Origin of the sequence: Asanoa sp. NPDC049573 (assembly GCF_040676615.1) — a bacterium.
Classification (GTDB): domain Bacteria; phylum Actinomycetota; class Actinomycetes; order Mycobacteriales; family Micromonosporaceae; genus Asanoa.
Genome location: NZ_JBFAPI010000005.1, coordinates 384,640 through 400,600, shown reverse-complemented (window position 1 = coordinate 400,600; position 15,961 = coordinate 384,640). Strand labels below are relative to the sequence as shown.

Annotated in this window: 18 protein-coding genes; 11 read left to right on the top strand and 7 right to left on the bottom strand. The window is 72.6% G+C overall.

The features are described from left to right. Positions 1–116: 116 nt before the first annotated feature. Both AB0J74_RS14850 and AB0J74_RS14845 read left to right on the top strand, forming a co-directional pair. Positions 117–1,031, top strand: a complete 915-nt coding sequence (locus AB0J74_RS14850) for a cation diffusion facilitator family transporter (protein WP_363448261.1) — start codon at positions 117–119, stop codon at positions 1,029–1,031. Positions 1,032–1,262: 231 nt separating this feature from the next. After that, positions 1,263–2,324: a hypothetical protein gene (locus AB0J74_RS14845; protein WP_363448260.1), complete on the top strand. Its 1,062-nt coding sequence runs from the start codon at positions 1,263–1,265 to the stop codon at positions 2,322–2,324. A gap of 53 nt (positions 2,325–2,377) precedes the next feature. On the opposite strand, the gene AB0J74_RS14840 is transcribed toward AB0J74_RS14845, so the two are convergent. The 3 genes from AB0J74_RS14840 to AB0J74_RS14830 all read right to left on the bottom strand — a co-directional run bounded on the left by AB0J74_RS14840 (position 2,378) and on the right by AB0J74_RS14830 (position 4,089). Next, on the bottom strand, positions 2,378–2,821 hold the full coding sequence (locus AB0J74_RS14840) for an SRPBCC family protein (protein ID WP_363448259.1): 444 nt from the start codon (positions 2,819–2,821) through the stop codon (positions 2,378–2,380). A 9-nt stretch (positions 2,822–2,830) separates the two neighbouring features. Then, the gene (locus AB0J74_RS14835; protein WP_363448258.1) at positions 2,831–3,655 is read right to left on the bottom strand and encodes a serine/threonine-protein kinase; all 825 of its coding nucleotides are present in this window, start codon (positions 3,653–3,655) and stop codon (positions 2,831–2,833) included. An 80-nt stretch (positions 3,656–3,735) separates the two neighbouring features. Further along, the gene (locus tag AB0J74_RS14830) at positions 3,736–4,089 is read right to left on the bottom strand and encodes an STAS domain-containing protein (protein ID WP_116075376.1); all 354 of its coding nucleotides are present in this window, start codon (positions 4,087–4,089) and stop codon (positions 3,736–3,738) included. Positions 4,090–4,527: 438 nt separating this feature from the next. Between AB0J74_RS14830 and AB0J74_RS14825 the strand changes: the two genes are divergently transcribed. After that, positions 4,528–4,962, top strand: a complete 435-nt coding sequence (locus tag AB0J74_RS14825) for a hypothetical protein (protein ID WP_363448257.1) — start codon at positions 4,528–4,530, stop codon at positions 4,960–4,962. A 95-nt stretch (positions 4,963–5,057) separates the two neighbouring features. Then, positions 5,058–6,059, top strand: coding sequence for an AraC family transcriptional regulator (locus AB0J74_RS14820; protein ID WP_363448256.1), 1,002 nt, complete (start codon positions 5,058–5,060; stop codon positions 6,057–6,059). A 1-nt stretch (position 6,060) separates the two neighbouring features. Here AB0J74_RS14820 and AB0J74_RS14815 read toward each other — a convergent pair whose 3' ends face one another. After that, complete coding sequence (locus AB0J74_RS14815) at positions 6,061–6,327, bottom strand: hypothetical protein (RefSeq protein WP_363448255.1); 267 nt, start codon at positions 6,325–6,327, stop codon at positions 6,061–6,063. Positions 6,328–6,454: 127 nt separating this feature from the next. Here AB0J74_RS14815 and AB0J74_RS14810 point away from each other — a divergent pair, with 127 nt between their 5' ends. After that, complete coding sequence (locus tag AB0J74_RS14810) at positions 6,455–6,850, top strand: VOC family protein (protein ID WP_363448380.1); 396 nt, start codon at positions 6,455–6,457, stop codon at positions 6,848–6,850. A gap of 22 nt (positions 6,851–6,872) precedes the next feature. Here the strand turns inward: AB0J74_RS14810 and AB0J74_RS14805 are convergent, their stop codons facing one another. Then, positions 6,873–7,883, bottom strand: coding sequence for a LysR family transcriptional regulator (locus AB0J74_RS14805; protein ID WP_363448254.1), 1,011 nt, complete (start codon positions 7,881–7,883; stop codon positions 6,873–6,875). 72 nt (positions 7,884–7,955) lie between these two features. On the opposite strand from AB0J74_RS14805, the gene AB0J74_RS14800 reads away from it, so the two are divergent. From AB0J74_RS14800 to AB0J74_RS14790, 3 genes are all read left to right on the top strand, one after another. Beyond that, complete coding sequence (locus tag AB0J74_RS14800; RefSeq protein WP_363448253.1) at positions 7,956–8,576, top strand: LysE family translocator; 621 nt, start codon at positions 7,956–7,958, stop codon at positions 8,574–8,576. 13 nt (positions 8,577–8,589) lie between these two features. Beyond that, positions 8,590–9,162, top strand: a complete 573-nt coding sequence (locus AB0J74_RS14795) for a dihydrofolate reductase family protein (protein ID WP_363448252.1) — start codon at positions 8,590–8,592, stop codon at positions 9,160–9,162. An 81-nt stretch (positions 9,163–9,243) separates the two neighbouring features. Next, positions 9,244–9,849 (top strand): N-acetyltransferase, encoded by a 606-nt coding sequence (locus tag AB0J74_RS14790; RefSeq protein ID WP_363448251.1) that lies wholly within the window; start codon positions 9,244–9,246, stop codon positions 9,847–9,849. A 109-nt stretch (positions 9,850–9,958) separates the two neighbouring features. On the opposite strand, the gene AB0J74_RS14785 is transcribed toward AB0J74_RS14790, so the two are convergent. Further along, positions 9,959–10,312: a VOC family protein gene (locus AB0J74_RS14785; RefSeq protein WP_363448250.1), complete on the bottom strand. Its 354-nt coding sequence runs from the start codon at positions 10,310–10,312 to the stop codon at positions 9,959–9,961. Positions 10,313–10,437: 125 nt separating this feature from the next. On the opposite strand from AB0J74_RS14785, the gene AB0J74_RS14780 reads away from it, so the two are divergent. Further along, positions 10,438–11,382, top strand: a complete 945-nt coding sequence (locus tag AB0J74_RS14780) for an ATP-binding cassette domain-containing protein (protein WP_363448249.1) — start codon at positions 10,438–10,440, stop codon at positions 11,380–11,382. Beyond that, complete coding sequence (locus AB0J74_RS14775; RefSeq protein ID WP_363448248.1) at positions 11,379–12,134, top strand: ABC transporter permease; 756 nt, start codon at positions 11,379–11,381, stop codon at positions 12,132–12,134. Before AB0J74_RS14780 ends, AB0J74_RS14775 begins: the two co-directional genes overlap by 4 nt. Here the strand turns inward: AB0J74_RS14775 and AB0J74_RS14770 are convergent. After that, entirely contained in the window at positions 12,036–15,134 is a 3,099-nt protein-coding gene (locus AB0J74_RS14770; RefSeq protein WP_363448247.1) for a BTAD domain-containing putative transcriptional regulator, read from the bottom strand. The two genes, AB0J74_RS14775 and AB0J74_RS14770, sit on opposite strands and share 99 nt — an antisense overlap. Before the next feature lie 39 nt (positions 15,135–15,173). Between AB0J74_RS14770 and AB0J74_RS14765 the strand changes: the two genes are divergently transcribed. Further along, positions 15,174–15,935: a class I SAM-dependent methyltransferase gene (locus AB0J74_RS14765; RefSeq protein WP_363448246.1), complete on the top strand. Its 762-nt coding sequence runs from the start codon at positions 15,174–15,176 to the stop codon at positions 15,933–15,935. The last annotated feature ends 26 nt before the right edge of the window (positions 15,936–15,961 follow it).

Here is a 15,961-nt window from a genome sequence, read left to right as displayed (position 1 = left end):
CTGTCGACATGACGACAGGGCCGGCGGGCGGACAATGGGAATGGTTCCCGGTGTCACCTTTGCATACATAGCGATGTTTGCATAAGACTAGGGCGAGCAGCGGAGGGAGGGCGCACGTGGGAGCGGGGCACGACCACGACTTCGGCACGCGTGACGCGGCCGCCCAGCACCGCGGCCGGCTCTGGGGCGCCTTCGCGCTGCTCGCCGTCTTCATGGTGATCGAGGCGGTCACCGCCTTCGCGACCGGTTCGCTGGCGCTGCTCTCCGACGCGGGGCACATGTTCACCGACGTGCTCGGCATCGGCATGGCGCTGGCCGCCATCACCGCGGCCCGGCGCGCGGCCACCGACCCGCAGCGCACGTTCGGCCTCTACCGGTTGGAAGTGCTGGCCGCGCTGGCCAACGCCGTGCTGCTGTTCGGCGTCGCGCTCTACGTGCTCGTCGCGGCGGTGCGAAGATTCGGCGACGCGCCACACGTGAGCACCGGGCCGATGCTGGTGGTCGCCGGCCTGGGCCTGGTGGCCAACATCTTCGCCTTCGTGCTGCTGCGCAAGGGCGCCAAGGACAGCATCAACGTGCGCGGCGCCTACCTGGAGGTGCTCAGCGACCTGATCGGCTCGGTCGGCGTGCTGGGCGCCGCGGCGGTGATCGCCGGCACCGGGTGGTTCGTGGTCGACCCGCTGGTGGCGGTCGCGGTCGGCCTGTTCATCCTGCCGCGCACCTGGAAGCTCGGCCGTGAGGCGGTGCGGATCCTGGTGCAGGCCGCACCGGAGCACCTCGACGTCGCGGCGATGCGCACCTCGCTGGGTGCTGTGCCGGGCGTCTGCGACGTGCACGACCTGCACGTCTGGACGCTGACCTCGGGCATGGAGGTGGCCTCGGCCCACCTCGGCATCCAGGGTGACGCCGAGGTCGGCACGGTGCTGGCGGCGGCCCGGGAGGCACTGCAGCACGGCTTCGGCATCGAGCACGCCACCCTCCAGGTGGAGCCGGTCGCGTCGTCGGGCGACTGCCGTACCGCCAGTTGGTGACCCTTTGTATTTAGCGCGGCCTTAACTTTCGTGACCTTCAGCGGAGATTTGCCCGGATAAATACGGGCAAGCTCCGCCAATGCGCATTTAGCAGCCCTCGCGCAGCGTAGGCGGTCCTCGGTAGTCTCCGTTTCGATCTTCGCTGGACGCCACCCCCGGTGCCGAGCGGAGGTCGCCATCCCGAACCCATCGGCCACCCCGGCCGGCGGCTGACGGAAGGACGGCCCACCGATGATTCGAACCCGACGACGATGGACCCACGTCGCCACCGCCGCGCTGTTCGGCCTCACCCTGGCCCTCGTCGGCCCGATGGCACCGGCCAGCGCCGACCCCGACTCCGACGGCGGCGAGGGCGCCACGGCGGAACTGCGCGACCAACTCGACAAGGCCAGCCGGGGCTACCTCGACGCCCAGGCCGCGCTGAAGAAGTCGCAGGGCGAGCAGCGGACGCAGGAAGACGACCTGCGGACCACCGAACAGGAGTTGGCGAAGCACACCGAGGCGCTCGCCGACATCGGCCGGTCCGCCTACCGCACCGGCCGGCTCAGCCCGATGGCCGCGCTGCTCAACAGCGACTCGCCCGAACGCTTCCTCGAACGGGCCAACGCCCTCGGCATGGTCGCCGCCAACGAGCAGCGCGAGGTGCGCTCACTGGAGGACGCGCAGGAACGCGCCGCGAAGGCGACGGCGGCGATCAACCGGGAGGTACGCGAGCAGCAGCGCCAGGTGGCGCTCATGAAGGCCCGCAAGGAACAGGCCGAACGGGCGCTGGACGTGGCCGCCCGACAGCAGAAGGCGTCGGCCGCGAAGGCCGCGCAGTCCGGCGGCAGCGGCAGCAACACCGGCGGCTCCGGCGGCGCCACCGCCACGCCGGCCAAGCGCAACAGCGACGGCAGTTGGCCGACCGAGTCGTGCAGCATCGACGACCCGACGCCGGCCAGCGGCTGCATCACCCCGCGCACGCTGCACGCGCTGCAACAGGCCAAGAACGCCGGCTTCACCCACTACGTCTCGTGTCACCGCAACGGCGGCTCGGGTGAGCACCCGAAGGGCCGGGCCTGCGACTTCGCGGCCGCCAAGGGCGGCTTCGAGGGCGACGCGACCGGTGCGGAGAAGACCTACGGCACCAACCTGGCCAACTATTTCATCCGTAACTCGGACCGGCTGGCCGTGCTCTACGTCATCTGGTACCGGCAGATCTGGTTGCCCAGCAGCGGTTGGAAGTCCTACAGCGGAGCGTGCGGAGACCCGTCCTGCGACCACACCAACCACGTGCACCTGAGCGTCTACTGAGGGTCCCGAAAAGAGCATCCGGGGGTACGCCGTGCGCGTACCCCCGGATGTGCTCAGCTTTCCAGCACGTTCTGGAGCCGCTCGGCGAGCGCGTGGTGTGCCGTGCGGGCCTGTTTGAACGCGTACCCGAAGAGCAGGGTCGGCGCGGTCAGCGTGATCGTCACCTCGATCCGCACGGTGCCGTCGGGCTCGGGGAAGAGCCGGGTGTGGTTGTGCAGCGTGGTGCCGGGTCGCTGGCGCGCGACGGTGACCACCTCGTCGTCGGTCACCGTCATGACGTCGGCCGTGTAGCTCGTGGTGAAGCCGACCGGGCCGATCGTCAACCGGTCGTTGATCACGAAGCTGCGCACGGCGCCGCGGACCGGTGGCACCTCGGTGACCTTGACGATCAGCGGGTGCACCTCGGCGTGCCGGCTGAAGTCGGACAGCAGTGCGACCGCGTCGGCGGCGCGGCATTTCGGCCGCAGCGAATAGGTGAAGGTGCCGGTTTTCGCCAACGATCGTCCCTAGTTGAGGTGGTGGAGTGCCGGCGCCGGCAGGGCGCGCGGTGCGGGAGCGCTGGCCGGCATGACCGACGACCAGAGGCCGATGGCGACGTCGGCGCTGCACGGGCGGTCGGCCGGCGTGCGGGTCATGCTGGCCCGGCACAACTCGGCGACCGCCCGCGGCAGGCCAGGGACGGACAGCACGGGGGCCGGCGCGGTGCGCCGGCGGTCCTCGCCGGGCCCGGGGCCGGTCAGCACGGGGGCCGGCGCGGTGCGCCGGCGGTCCTCGCCGGGCCCGGGGCCGGTCAGCATCCGGTGCAACAGGACGCCGAGGGCGAACACGTCGTCGGCGGGCAGGCCGGGCGCGCCGGACGGGCCGGCCAGCCCGAAGTCGATCATCTTGGCGCCGGCCCGGGTCAGCATCACGTTGCGGGCCGACACGTCGCGGTGCACGAAGCCGCGGCGGTGGGCCACGGCGAGCACGTCGGCGAGCGTGGCGGCGATCCGGACCGCTTCGGGCCACGGCAGCGGGCCGCCGACCAGCCGGCCGGCCAGGGCGACGCCGTCGAGCAACTCGAGCACGACGTAGGGCGCGACCGAGCCGTCGGGCAGCGGCGCGGCGCCGTGGTCGTAGACCCGCGGGACGCTGGGATGGCGCAGCCGTTCGGTGATCGCCGCCTCCCGGCCGGCGGCGTCGGGGTGCGCCGGCGTGATGACCTTCACGGCCAGCGGGCGGGCGGAGTGGCTGTCGAAACCGTGGTAGACGGTCGACACCCCACCACGCGCGATCGGGCCGAGCAGGACGTAGCGCCGCAGGAACGTCGTGCCCATCCGCAACCACGCCACGACCCGGCACTCTTCCGGATCGATGTGGCCGCGGACAAGAGGGCCGGGGTGGGCTTTAGGCGGTTTTAAGGCCAGTACACCTAGGCGCCGGCCGGGGTGTTGAGATCGCCGAGGTAGGGCTCGGGCGCGCCGAAGAGGCCGAGCAGGCCGGTGACCCAGAGCTGGCGGTGGACGAAGCGGCTGGGCTCGGTGACGACGAGTTTGATCCCGCTGACCTCAGCGGTCTGGAAACCCGCGACCATCGCGCTGATGCCGACGGAGTCGATGAAGCTCACCAGGCGCAGGTTGAGCTCAATCCGGGTGGGGCGGTCATCGGTCAGCGCCGCAGCGATGGCCTCTTTGACCTCGTGGGCGGAGTCGACATCGATCTCACCACGGGGGGCGATTTCGAGGACTCCGTTGGCACGTCGAGTTGTCACGATCGACAGACTCACGCAACTACCTCCGAGCTCGAACCTCGGTCCGCATCCAGGGGACCTTTCGACAGTACGCGGACCGCGACCGAGCGTATTCGCATGCTTCACATGGTCGCCAGTCTTGCCGCCGCGTACTTTCCCCTTTCTCGTGTTCCGAAACCGGCATAGCCGGTCAAACTGTGAATATGTGACCTTCGACTCGTGTCGACCCGACCAACGGGTCACCCGTGCCGAATTCCGGCCGCGGTCAGCCTACCGCACGTGTCGACCATCACAGTGGGTGAGGCGATGCGGACTGTCCACAGTCGGCACCGCCCAGACCCGCGTCGCGTTACCGTGACGATCTGTGGTTTGCGCCTGCCGGCCGGCGGGCACTCTCCCACACGCCGGACAGCGCTCGCTCGCGAGCGGACGCGAGTCCGAAGTGGCAGGTTCGGCGACCGAGGAGGTAGCAGGATGTTCGGAACCAACCTCATGGACCGCCGGAGCAGAACCGAGCGGATCACCGACGACGCGTGGGACCACCTGCGCACGTTCGTCGACTCGGCGCGGTCGCGCACCTCCGGGCTGGCCGGGTTGGCCAGCGACGCCGGCAGCGCCGTGAGCGGCGCGGTCGGTGCGGTCGGTGGCGCGGCGAGCGTCGTGGGCGGCGCCACCGACGAGGCGCGCCGCCGGGCGAGCCTCGCCTACGACGCCCTCGCCGGGCGCCGGATGCCGATGCCGTGGACCGTGGTGATCGCCGCCGCGGCGATCGGCGCGGCGATCGGGTGGGCGGCCGGCTCGGCTTCTCGCGCCGCCATCGCCCGGATGGGCGACCAGGCCGACAACGGGCGGGTCGACGAGATCGAGTTCGTCGAGGCCGACCGGCCCAAGTCGACGCTCGACAGCTAGTCCGAAACAGCGCGCGGGGTTGCCGAACAGCTCGACCGGCAACCCCGCTTTGCGCCCGATTGACGTGCGACGGCGGGCGGGCGATGCTCGTTGTCATGCGTCACCGGGAGGACACCGAGCGTGTGGGTCCACCCCCGCCCGAAGCGCACTCCTTCCGCCTCACCGACCTCGACCAGACCCGTGCGCTGTGCGCCGAGTTCTTCTACGAGGTCGACCTCGACCTGCTGGACCGAAGCCGGCCGCTGGCGTTCGAGGCCGAGATCGTGCGGCTCGGCCCGGTCACGATGGGCGACATCAGCTTTGGCGCCGACGTGTCGATCGGCGCCGACGTCCTCGACGCCTACCACGTCAACCTGCCGATCGCCGGCGCCATCGGCAGCGAGCACCGCGGCGCCGTCACGGTCGCCAGCCCGCGCCGTGCGGCGGTCTACCGGCCCGGCGCCGGCGCGCACGCGGGGCGGTGGGCCGCCGACTGCCGCAGTCTCAGCATCCGCCTCGACCGCACGGCGCTGGAGACGGAACTCGCGGCGCTGCTCGGCCACCCGGTCCACGGGCCCGTCCGGTTCGGCGCCAGCTTCGACACCACCCGGGGTCCCGGTCTGACCTGGACCCGGATGATCAATCTGCTCCGGTCGGAGAGCGGCAACCCACACAGCGCGCTGCTGCAGCCGCTGATCGCCGCGCGCTACTCGCAGGGCCTGATCGGCGGCCTGCTCTACGCCGTCGACCACCAGTTCGCCGACGCGCTGACCGCGCACGTGGCGCCGGTGCGGCCGCGCACGGTGCGCCGGGCGATCCAGGTGATGGAGGCCGACCCGACCCACCCGTTCACCACCGCCGAACTGGGCCGGATCGCCGGTGTCTCGGCCCGGTCGCTGCAGGAGGGGTTCCGCCGGCACGTCGGCGTGTCACCGATGACCTACCTGCAGCAGGTGCGGATGGGCTATGCCCGCGACGAACTGCGGCACCCGGTGCCCGGCCGCGACACGGTGGCCGCGATCGCGCACGCGTGGGGCTTCGGCCACCTGGGCCGGTTCGCGGCGTCCTACCGGGCCCGCTATGGAGAGTCGCCGTCGGCGACACTGCGCGGGCGGTGACTCACTCCCCGGGGTCGCCGTGGCGGTCGTCGGGGATGCGCTGGGCCGGGATGCGCGGTGCGGAGCGCCCGTTGGGCGACCTGAGGCCGTCGAGGACGCGATGCGCGGCCGCCAGGCCGTCTTCGGCGTAGACGGTCAGCGCCGACGGGTGCCCGCCGCTGCGCTCGATCCGCAGCGTGGCCTGGAGCTTGTCGTAGTCGTGCAGGAAATCGACCGCCCGGCTGAGGGCCGCGACCGCCCGCAACATGTCACCTTCGAGGTCCTGCATGGTTGTGCCCCTCCCCCAGATCGGACGGACTGTAGGCCGATGATCGCCATGCGTCGATCCAGTTCACGCCGGGGCTATCCGGATCGCGCGAACCTTGTCGGAGGGGCGCCCTAGGGTGTCGCCCATGATGCGTGGCCGCAATCAGGACGACGGCTCGACACCGCGCGAGGCGCGCGGCGACTATTGGGGCGTGGTGGTCGACAGCACCGACGCGCCGGCCCTGGCCGGCTTCTACGCGACGTTGCTGGGCTGGGAGCTCGGCCCGGAGGGGCTGGCGATCCTGCCGCCCGACGGCGTCGCCTACATCTCGTTCCAGACCTCGGCCGAATACGTCCGCCCGGTCTGGCCGCCCGCCGACGGGCGGCAGCAGCAGATGCTGCACCTCGACTTCGAGGTCGACGACCTGGCCGCGGCCGTGGCGCACGCGGTCGAGCTGGGTGCGGTGCTGGCCGAGTTCCAGCCGCAGGACGACGTGCGGGTGCTGCTCGACCCCGACGGCCACCCGTTCTGCCTCTACGAATGACCGGGAGCCCCACCGGCGCGGGTCAGGCGGCCCGGCGCAGGGCGTGCAGGAGGGCGGTGGTGGCCGGCGGGTCGGGTGGCTCGCCGTAGGTCGCCGCGTACATCTGGCGTGTTGATCCCGGGATTTCGGTGGCGTGGATGCCGGGGGCGCGGTGTGCGCGCAGGGCGAGGCCGGGCATCGTGGTAACGGCCATGCCCGCGCTGACCATCGCCTGCATCGCCACCATGTCGTCGGTGCTGTAGGCGATGCGCGGGGTGAAACCGGCGCGGGCGCAGAGGTCGACCAGGTGGCCGCGGCAGCGCTCGCAGCCGGCGACCCAGCGGGCGTCGCGGTGGGCCGCCAGGGCATCACCGTCGGCGTCGGCGGTGCCGTTGCCGTCGGCGTCGGCGTCGGCGTTGCCGTCGGCGTCGGCGTTGCCGTCGGCGGTGGCGTTGCCGTCGGCGTCGGCGGGTGCGCTTCGAGGGTGATGACGTGCCGGGCGGCGAGGCTGACGACCGGTGGCGTCGGTCGGGCTGAGCAGGTAGGTCGGGTCGTCGAGCAGGTGCAGCAGGCGGATGCCCTCGTCCTCCGGCGCCGACCCGGCGTAGCGGAAGACCACCGCGACGTCGACCTTGCCGGCCCGCAGCAGCCGCAGCGCCTCCGGCGGGTGCGTGTCGGTCAGGGTGAGCTCGAGCCCCGGGTGTGACGTCGCCAGCGCCGCGGCGGCGGGCGGTAGCAGCGTGCTCAGGACGGAGGAGAAGCCGGCGAGCCGGACCCGGCCGGCGTCGAGGCCGACGTGGGTCGACAGCTCCGCCGCGGCCGAGTCGACCCGGCCGATGATCTCCGCCGCGCGCTCGGCCAGCAGTTCGCCGGTCGGGGTGAGCCGGATGCCGCGGCCGACGCGTTGCAGCAGCCGGGCGCCGGTCTCCGCCTCCAGCTTGGCGAGGTGATGGCTGACCGAAGGCTGCGAGTAGTGCAGTTCCTTCGCCGCCGCGGTGACCGAGCCGGTGCGGGCGACGGCGGCGAGCACGCGCAGGCGGACCAGGTCCAACACATTCACTCCGTCGATAGGTTGCCGCGAGATTCGGCATTAGACCTGATGAATGCTAGGCCGCACGCTGTCCACATGGAAACGTTCGCGCTGGCGGCGCTCGTACTCATCATGATTCCCGGTCCGGACCAGGCCCTGATGACCCGCAGCACGCTGGTCGGCGGCCGGGTGGCGGGGCTGCTGACGATGGCCGGTGGCGTTCTCGGCCTGGCCGTGCACGCCACCGCCGCGGCCGTCGGCCTGTCGGCCCTGCTGCTCGCCTCGGCGACCGCGTTCACGGTGCTGAAGATCGTCGGCGCGGCCTACCTGCTGTGGGTGGGCCTGCAGACCTTGCGCGCCGCGGCCCGGTCCGCACCCGCGGAGACCAGGACCGAGGGGGTACGGCTGCGCCCGCTGACCGCCGTCCGGCAGGGTTTTCTGAGCAACGCGCTCAACCCTAAGGTGGCACTGTTCTTCGTGACATTCCTGCCGCAGTTCCTGTCCACCGCCGACAGTGCCACCGCCACGAGGCTGCACGCACTGCTGCTGTCGGGGGTTTTCGCGTTGCTCTACCTGGCCTGGTTCGGTCTGTATGTCACCGCGGTCAACGGCCTGGGCCGGTTCCTGCGCCGGCCGCGGGTCAAGGCCGGCATCGAACGCGTCACCGGCGTCCTGCTGGTGGCGTTCGCCGTACGTCTGGTCACCGCGACCCACTGATCCGGAGGATGGCATGTCCGCGTCCGTGCTCTTCATGTCGATGTCTCTCGACGGCTTCATCGCCGACCCGGCCGACCGCCTCGGCGGCTCCGACGGCAACCGCCTGCACCACTGGCTGCTCACCGACGACGGCGAGGGCTTCCGCTCCGACGAACCGGCCGCCGGCCTGCTGGCCGAATACACCGCGAGCGGCGCCATCGTCGCGGGCCGCCGCACCGTCGAGATCGTCGACCACTGGGGCGGCGACCACCACGGCATGCCGATCTTCGTGCCCAGCCACCGCCCGCCCGGCCCGTCGGTGGCCGACATGCCGCTGGTCACCTACGTGAGCGACGGGATCGCGAGCGCGATGGCACAGGCGAAGGCCGCCGCCGGCGACCGCGACGTGCTGGTGCACGGCGGCTACACGGCGCGCCGCGCACTCGAGGCCGGCGTGCTCGACGAGTTGGGCATCCTCCAGATCCCGGTGCTGTTGGGCCGCGGCCGCCGCCTGTTCGACGAGTTGCCGGCCGAGATCGAACTCGACATCGTCCGGGTCGTCGACACACCAGAGGCGACCCACCTGCGCTACCGGGTACGCCGCTGAACCGCCCGATCTTTGCGTTCCACACGCCGACCGCACTAGCCTTCGCCGCCGGAGACCGATCCACCAACCACAGGAGCAGTTGTGTCGACGATCCATCGTGTACGCACCGCCACCGCCGCCGACGTACCGGCGCTCAAATCGGTGATCGCGACCGCGTTCCTGGCCGACCCGATCTCCGAGTGGGTCTTCCGCGACGAGACCACGCGCCTGGACCAGCACCTGGTCTTCTTCGGCGGTTTCGTCGACGTGGCGATGGCCACCGGTCGGGCCGAGACGGTCGACGACCACCGTGGCCTCGCCCTCTGGCTCGACGTCGACGTCGACGCGGCGGAACCCGACGACGACGGCAGCTACGCGGCGGCGCTGGAGGCCGGCATCGACGGCGAGACCCTCAAGCGACTGGCGCTGCTCGACGACCTGATGACCGCCAACCACCCGCACGATCGCAGCCACGCGTACCTGCCGTTCATCGCCGTGCACCCCGACCACCAGGGCACCGGCGTCGGCGCCGCCCTCCTCCGGCACCGGCTGGCCGACCTCGACGCCGCCGGCCGCCCGGCCTACCTGGAGGCGAGCGGCCTGCGCAACGCGGCCCTCTACGAGCGGCTAGGGTTCCAGCGGATGCCGGAGACCATCGACCTACCGGACGGCCCGTCCCTCTACCCGATGTGGCGCGACCCTCGCTAGAACGCCAGGCGAACGCCTCTTCGCCGACAGCGCGGAGCACCGCCTCGGCCGCGCCGGCCCCCGCACGGGGGCCGGCCCGTCCGGTCGGCGTGACCGCTGCGGCGTTCGGTCAGGCCGGCGCCAGGAACTCCAGGCGGTTGCCGTGTGGGTCCGTGGTGTGGAAACGCTGCAGGCCGGGCAGCTCGTCGTTGCCCCAGACGACCGGGTGGCCGGCGGCGGCGAGTCGGGACGCCAGGGCGTCCAGGTCGGGCCAGAGGAGGCCCGGGTGGGCCTTGCGGGCCGGGCGGAAGTCGTCTTCGACGCCCAGGTGGAGCTCGATGCCCGCGCCGGCGAACCAGCAGCCGCCGCGGGCGGCCAGGGCCCGCGGCTTGGGTTTCTCGGTCAGGCCGAGCACGCCCGCATAGAACGCGCGCGAAGTCTCCTCGGAGCCGCGGGGGCAGGCCAGCTGCACGTGGTGAATCATGGTCGCAAGATAACAAGACGTACGTACGGTTTGGAAGACACCGCGATGAAGCCGCCGTGAAACCGGGGGCGGGGAACCTTCCGTCAGGCGCGGCCAAGCGGGCCGCGGTAGCGGGAGGAACAAGCATGGCAAGCGCTCCAACGACCGCGGCGATCGCGGTGACCGGGCTGCGCAAGTCGTTCGGCGACAAGGTGGTGCTCGACGGCATCGACCTCGACGTCCGGGAGGGCACCACGTTCGCCCTGCTCGGCCCGAACGGGTCCGGAAAGACGACCACGGTGCGGATCCTGTCGACGCTGATCGGCGCGGACGGGGGCCAGGTCCGGATCGCCGGGCACGACCTGGTCCGGGAAGCCGACGCGGTGCGCGCCGCGATCGGGGTCACCGGCCAGTTCTCGGCGGTCGACGACCTGCTGACCGGCGAGGAGAACCTCGTCCTGATGGCCGACCTGCACCACCTCGGCCGAGCCGCGGGCCGGCGGCGGGTCGCCGACCTGCTCGACCGGTTCGACCTCACCGAGGCGGCCCGGAAGCTGGCGTCGACATACTCCGGTGGCATGCGACGCCGCCTCGACCTGGCCATGACCCTGGTCGGCGAGCCGCGGGTGATCTTCCTGGACGAGCCGACCACAGGGCTCGACCCGCGCAGCCGCCGGATGACGTGGCAGACCATCCGCGATCTGGTGGCGGGCGGCGTCACGATCTTCCTGACCACGCAGTACCTGGAGGAGGCCGACCACCTCGCCGACCGGATCGCGGTGCTCGACCGGGGCCGGTTGGTCGCCGAGGGCAGCCCCGAGGAGCTCAAGCGCGCCCTGCCCGGCGGCCACGTGCGCCTGCGGTTCGGCGACGCCGCCGGTCTCGACGCCGCAGCGCGCGTACTGGGTGGGATGTCCCGCGATGACGAGGCGCTCACCCTGCAGGTGCCCAGTGACGGTGGTGTCCCCGCGTTGCGGGCCCTGCTCGACCGGCTGGACCAGGCCGCGATCGAGGTCGACGAACTCTCGGTGCACACGCCGGACCTGGACGACGTGTTCTTCGCCCTCACCGCCAAGGAGGCCGTCCGATGAGCGACGCGGCGACGATGGTGCGGCGCAACGTGCGGCACACGGTGCGCAACCCGGGCGCGCTGATCATGACGATCGGGCTGCCGGTCGTGCTGCTGCTGGTGTTCGTCGGCGTCTTCGGTGACGCGCTGCTCGCCGGCATGGGTGCCACGAGCCACGGCGATTACATCGACTACGTGGTGCCCGGGATCCTGCTGATGACGGTCGGCTACGGGGCCAGCACGACGGCGCTGGCGGTCAACCGCGACCTGACCGGCGGCATCATCGCCCGCTTCCGCACGATGGCGATCTCGCGCGCGTCGGTGTTGACCGGGCACGTGGTCGGCTCGGTCGCCCGTACCCTCGTCAGCTCGGTCCTGGTGTTGCTCGTGGCCGTGCTGCTGGGGTTCCGGCCCGGCGGCGACCCGCTGCGGCTGCTCGCCGCGATCGGTCTGGTCGCGCTGCTCGCGCTCGCGCTGACCTGGCTGGCCGTCGCGGTCGGCCTGGCTGCCGGAACCGCCGAGGGCACCGCGCCGTTCACCCTGGTCGTGCAACTGCTGCCGTTTCTCAGCAGCGCGTTCGTGTCGCCGGCGGCGATGTCGGGGCCGGTGCGCTGGTTCGCCGAGAACGAGCCGTTCACGCCGATCATCGACACGTTGCGGGCGCTGCTGCTGGGCCTACCGACCGAGCACGGCGGCGCGGTCGCCGTCGGCTGGTGCGTCGGGCTGGCGCTGGCCGGCTACGCCTGGGCGCGGGCGCTGTACCGGCGCCGTTAGGCCCAGGGCCGCGGCCCGCAGACCCGCATGGTCGAGACCGGCGTACGCCGAGACCGCGTCGGCGTACGCCGGTCCGTCGATGCTCCGGGCGATGCCCTTGATCCGCTCGGGCGACATGGTCGGCTGGAATCCCCGCAGCAGGCCGAACCGCTCGGCGAGGGCGATCATCCGCACGTCGCCGCGGGTCACCGCCAGCGCGAGCAGGAGCGAGCCGCAGATCGGGAACTCGGCCGGCCGGGCCGTCGGCAGCGTGCGCGCCAGGATGCCGGGCAGTGTCCGGACCAGGTCGCCGACCAGGTCGAGCCGGCCGAAGCGGGCGTGGGTGACGACGGCGACGGCCTCGACCTCGAACGGCCACAGGCCCGCGCCCGTGGTGGTGCGGACCCGGTCGGCGGCCTCCCGCCACAGCCGCAGGCCGCCGTCGACGTCGCCACGGCCCAGCCGGATCTCGGCGCGGGCGCACAGCTCGAACCCGGCCAGTTCCTCCGCGCCGACCGGGGTGTCCTCGTCGAGCGTGCGTTCCGCCTCGTCGTACGCGCCGCGCTGGAGGTTGGCCAGCACCAACGCCCACCGCCCGCGGGCAGCGGTCGACCAGCCGAGCTCCGTCGTGATCGCCAACGCCGCGTCGAGGTGCCGCAGCGCGACGTCTCCGGGGTCGACCTGCAGGGCCAGCTCGCCGACGCGGCCGTGCGCGACCGCGCGCAGCACCGGCGGCCCGTCGTCGCCGAAGCAATCGAGCATCCGGCGGGCGGCCAGCAGGGCCCGGTCGAGGTCGTTGGCGGTGTTCTCCCACAGGTAGCTGAGCACGTAGTTGGCGATGCCGGCCAGCAGCGGCTGGTCGCGGGTCGCCAGCTCCTCGAGCGCGGCGACATCCGGTGCGCACAGGGCGATGTGTGCCGCCCGGACGAGCGTGTCGGGCGTGGCCGGCGGCAGCCGGCGCAGGGTGACCAGCGCGCGTCCCGGGCTCAGCTCCGGCACGACGAAGCCGACCATCGCGCCCAGCACGGCGGCCGTCCGGGTCGCCTCGACCAGGTCTGGCCCGGGCCGGAAATGGGACAGCACCCAGGCGGTGTCCTCGGCCAGCCCGGCCAGCCGGGTGAAGCTGGACTCGGTGATCCAGAGGCTGCCCAGCATGGCCGCCGTCGCCGCGACGGTCGCTCCGTCGGCCCGGTCGAGGCCGTAGCGCAGCGCCTGCACGAGGTTGTCCTGCTCGGCCCGGATCGTGTCGACGGCCAGCGACCCGGAGGTGATGTCGTCCTCCTGCCACCGTTCGCCGAACGCGCGTGCCCAGCGCAGGAACCCGTCGACGACCCGGTCGGTCTCACCGGCGTCGGCGCGGCGGGCGGCGCCGAACTCGCGCACCGTCTCCAGCATCCGGAAGCGCGTGCCCGAGCCGCTGTCGCCCACCCGCAGCAGCGACTGGTCGACGAGCCGCTCCAGGACGGCGTCGGAGCCGAGCAGGTGGCGGGCGGCTTCCGCGGTGAACCCGCCCGGGAACACCGAGAGGGCGCGCATCGCGTGTTGACCGGCCGGTTCCAGCAGGTGCCAACTCCAGTCGATGACGGCGTGGAGGGTGTGGTGCCGCCCGGGCGCGTCCCGGTTGCCGCCGCGGAGCACGCCGAACCGGTCGTCGAGCCGGCCGGCGATCTCGGCGACCGACATCACCCGGACCCGCGCGGCAGCCAGCTCCGCGGCCAGCGGCAGGCCGTCGAGACGGGAACAGAGCTGGCGTACGACAGTCGGCGGCAACTCGACGTCGGGCCGGACCGCCCGGGCGCGCTGGCCGAACAGCTCGACCATGGCCGGCAGGTCGAGCTCGGGCAACGGGTAGATCGACTCTGAGGAGAGCCCGAGCGGTGCCCGGCTGGTGGTGAGCACCCGCAGTTCTTCGCTCAGTGACACCAGCGCCTGGACGAGGGCGGCGGCGCCGCGTACGACGTGTTCGCAGTTGTCGAGCACCAGCAACGCCGGGCCGAGCGCGTCGACGATGGCCGCGAGGGGGCCGGAACGCATGCCGCTTTCCCGCACGCCGAGCGCGGAGGCGACCTCGCCGACGACGTCGCTGTCGGTGGTGGCCCCGGCCAGCGCGACGAAGTGCACCACGCGCTGCTCGGCCGCCCGGGCGACGGCGTGCGCGAGCCGGGTCTTGCCGAGGCCGCCGGGCCCGACGATCGAGGTGACCCGCGACGACCGGACCAGATCCGCGACCGCGGCGGCGTCCTTGTCGCGGCCGAGCATCGGGTTGGGCTCCTGCCGCACCCCCTGGCGGACCAACGGGGCATCGATCAAGAGCAGCTCCTGGTATGCCGCCCGCAGCGCCGGACCGGGTTCGCTGCCCAGTTCCTCGCGCAGGCCCCGGCGGTAGGCGTCGTACCGGATCAGGGCCGCGGCCGGCCCTTCGGTCCTGGCTTCGCAGCGGAGCAGTTCGGCCAGTATCTCCTCGTCGCGGGGCCGGTTTTGGCTGAGTGCGCGCAGCGGCGCGATCGCCTCGGTCGCGTGGCCCAGCCGGCCCAGCGCCAGCGCGCGGGCCCGTTCGAGGGACCGGTAGGTCGTTGCCCGCGCGTTGCGCAACGCTGTCAACGGGTCGTGCGGCGGGGTGTCCCAGCTGTCGGCGCCGTCGCACAGGGCGAGGCCGGCCTCGGCGTGCCGGCGGGCGGCGGCATGATCGCCCGCCGCCGCGGCTTTTTCACTGGCCGCAGCGTGGATCTTCAGGGCTTCCGCGTCGACCTGGTCCGGCCTGAGCGCGAGACGGTATCCGGTGGGCGTGCTGACGATCAGGTCCTGGCCCAGCCGGGCGCGGGCCCTGGATACGAGGATCTGGAGGGCCTTGGTGGGGTGCGCGGGCCGCTCGTCGGGCCAGAGCGCCTCGACCAGCCGGGCGTTGCCGCAACCGGTGCGCAGGTCACCGGCCAGCGTGGCCAGCAGCCCGCGCAGCCCCGCGCCGGTGACCTCCTGGTTGCGGTAGGCCACCCGCGAGAGCAGGGTCAGCTCGATGGACACTGCCGCCAGGCTAGTCCGGCCGGCCGGCACAATGCGGGGATGACCGCCGCCGCTCGCGATGCCGCCTATTTCGACCAGTGGTACGCCGACATGGCCGCCTCCCCCGCGCGCGACGCCATCGTGGCCCGCACGCTCGGCCTGCCGCCGGAACTCGGTTTCGCCAGCGCCCTCCCCTGGGAGGGTGTCGCCGACATCACCGCCGCGCTGCGCCTGCCGTCCGGCGGCCTGCTCCTCGACATCGGCTGCGGCCGCGGCGGGTACGGCATCGAGGTCGCGCTCCGCACCGGCGCACGCCTGATCGGCATGGACTTCTCGGCCGTGGCGCTGGACCACGCCAGCTCGATCAGCGCCCGCCGCCTGCCGCCCGACCGCGCCGAGTTCCGCCTCGGCACCCTGACCGCGACCGCCCTCCCCGACGGCGCGGTCGACGGGCTGATGTGCGTCGACGCGGTGCAGTTCGCCGAGCCGCCGCTGGCCGGGCTGCGCGAGTTCCACCGGCTGCTCCGGCCGGGCGGGCGGGTCGCCCTGACCAGTTGGGAGGCGGCCTCGGCGGCGGATCCCCGGGTGTCGGCCCGCATCCACGCGATGAACCTGCGCCGCGACCTGCCGGCGGCCGGCTTCGTCGACGTGGAGGTGCACGAGATGCCGCTGTGGCGGGCGGCGGAACGGTCGCTGTGGGAGGCGGCCCTGGCGGCGCCGGAGACGGACCCGGCGGTGCGGTCGCTCCAGACCGAGGGCCGCCGCACCCTGGAAAGCTTCGACGCCCTCCGCCGCGTCTTCGCGACGGCCACGGCGCCCTGATCGGGCGGGCTCGTCGAAGCTCAAGT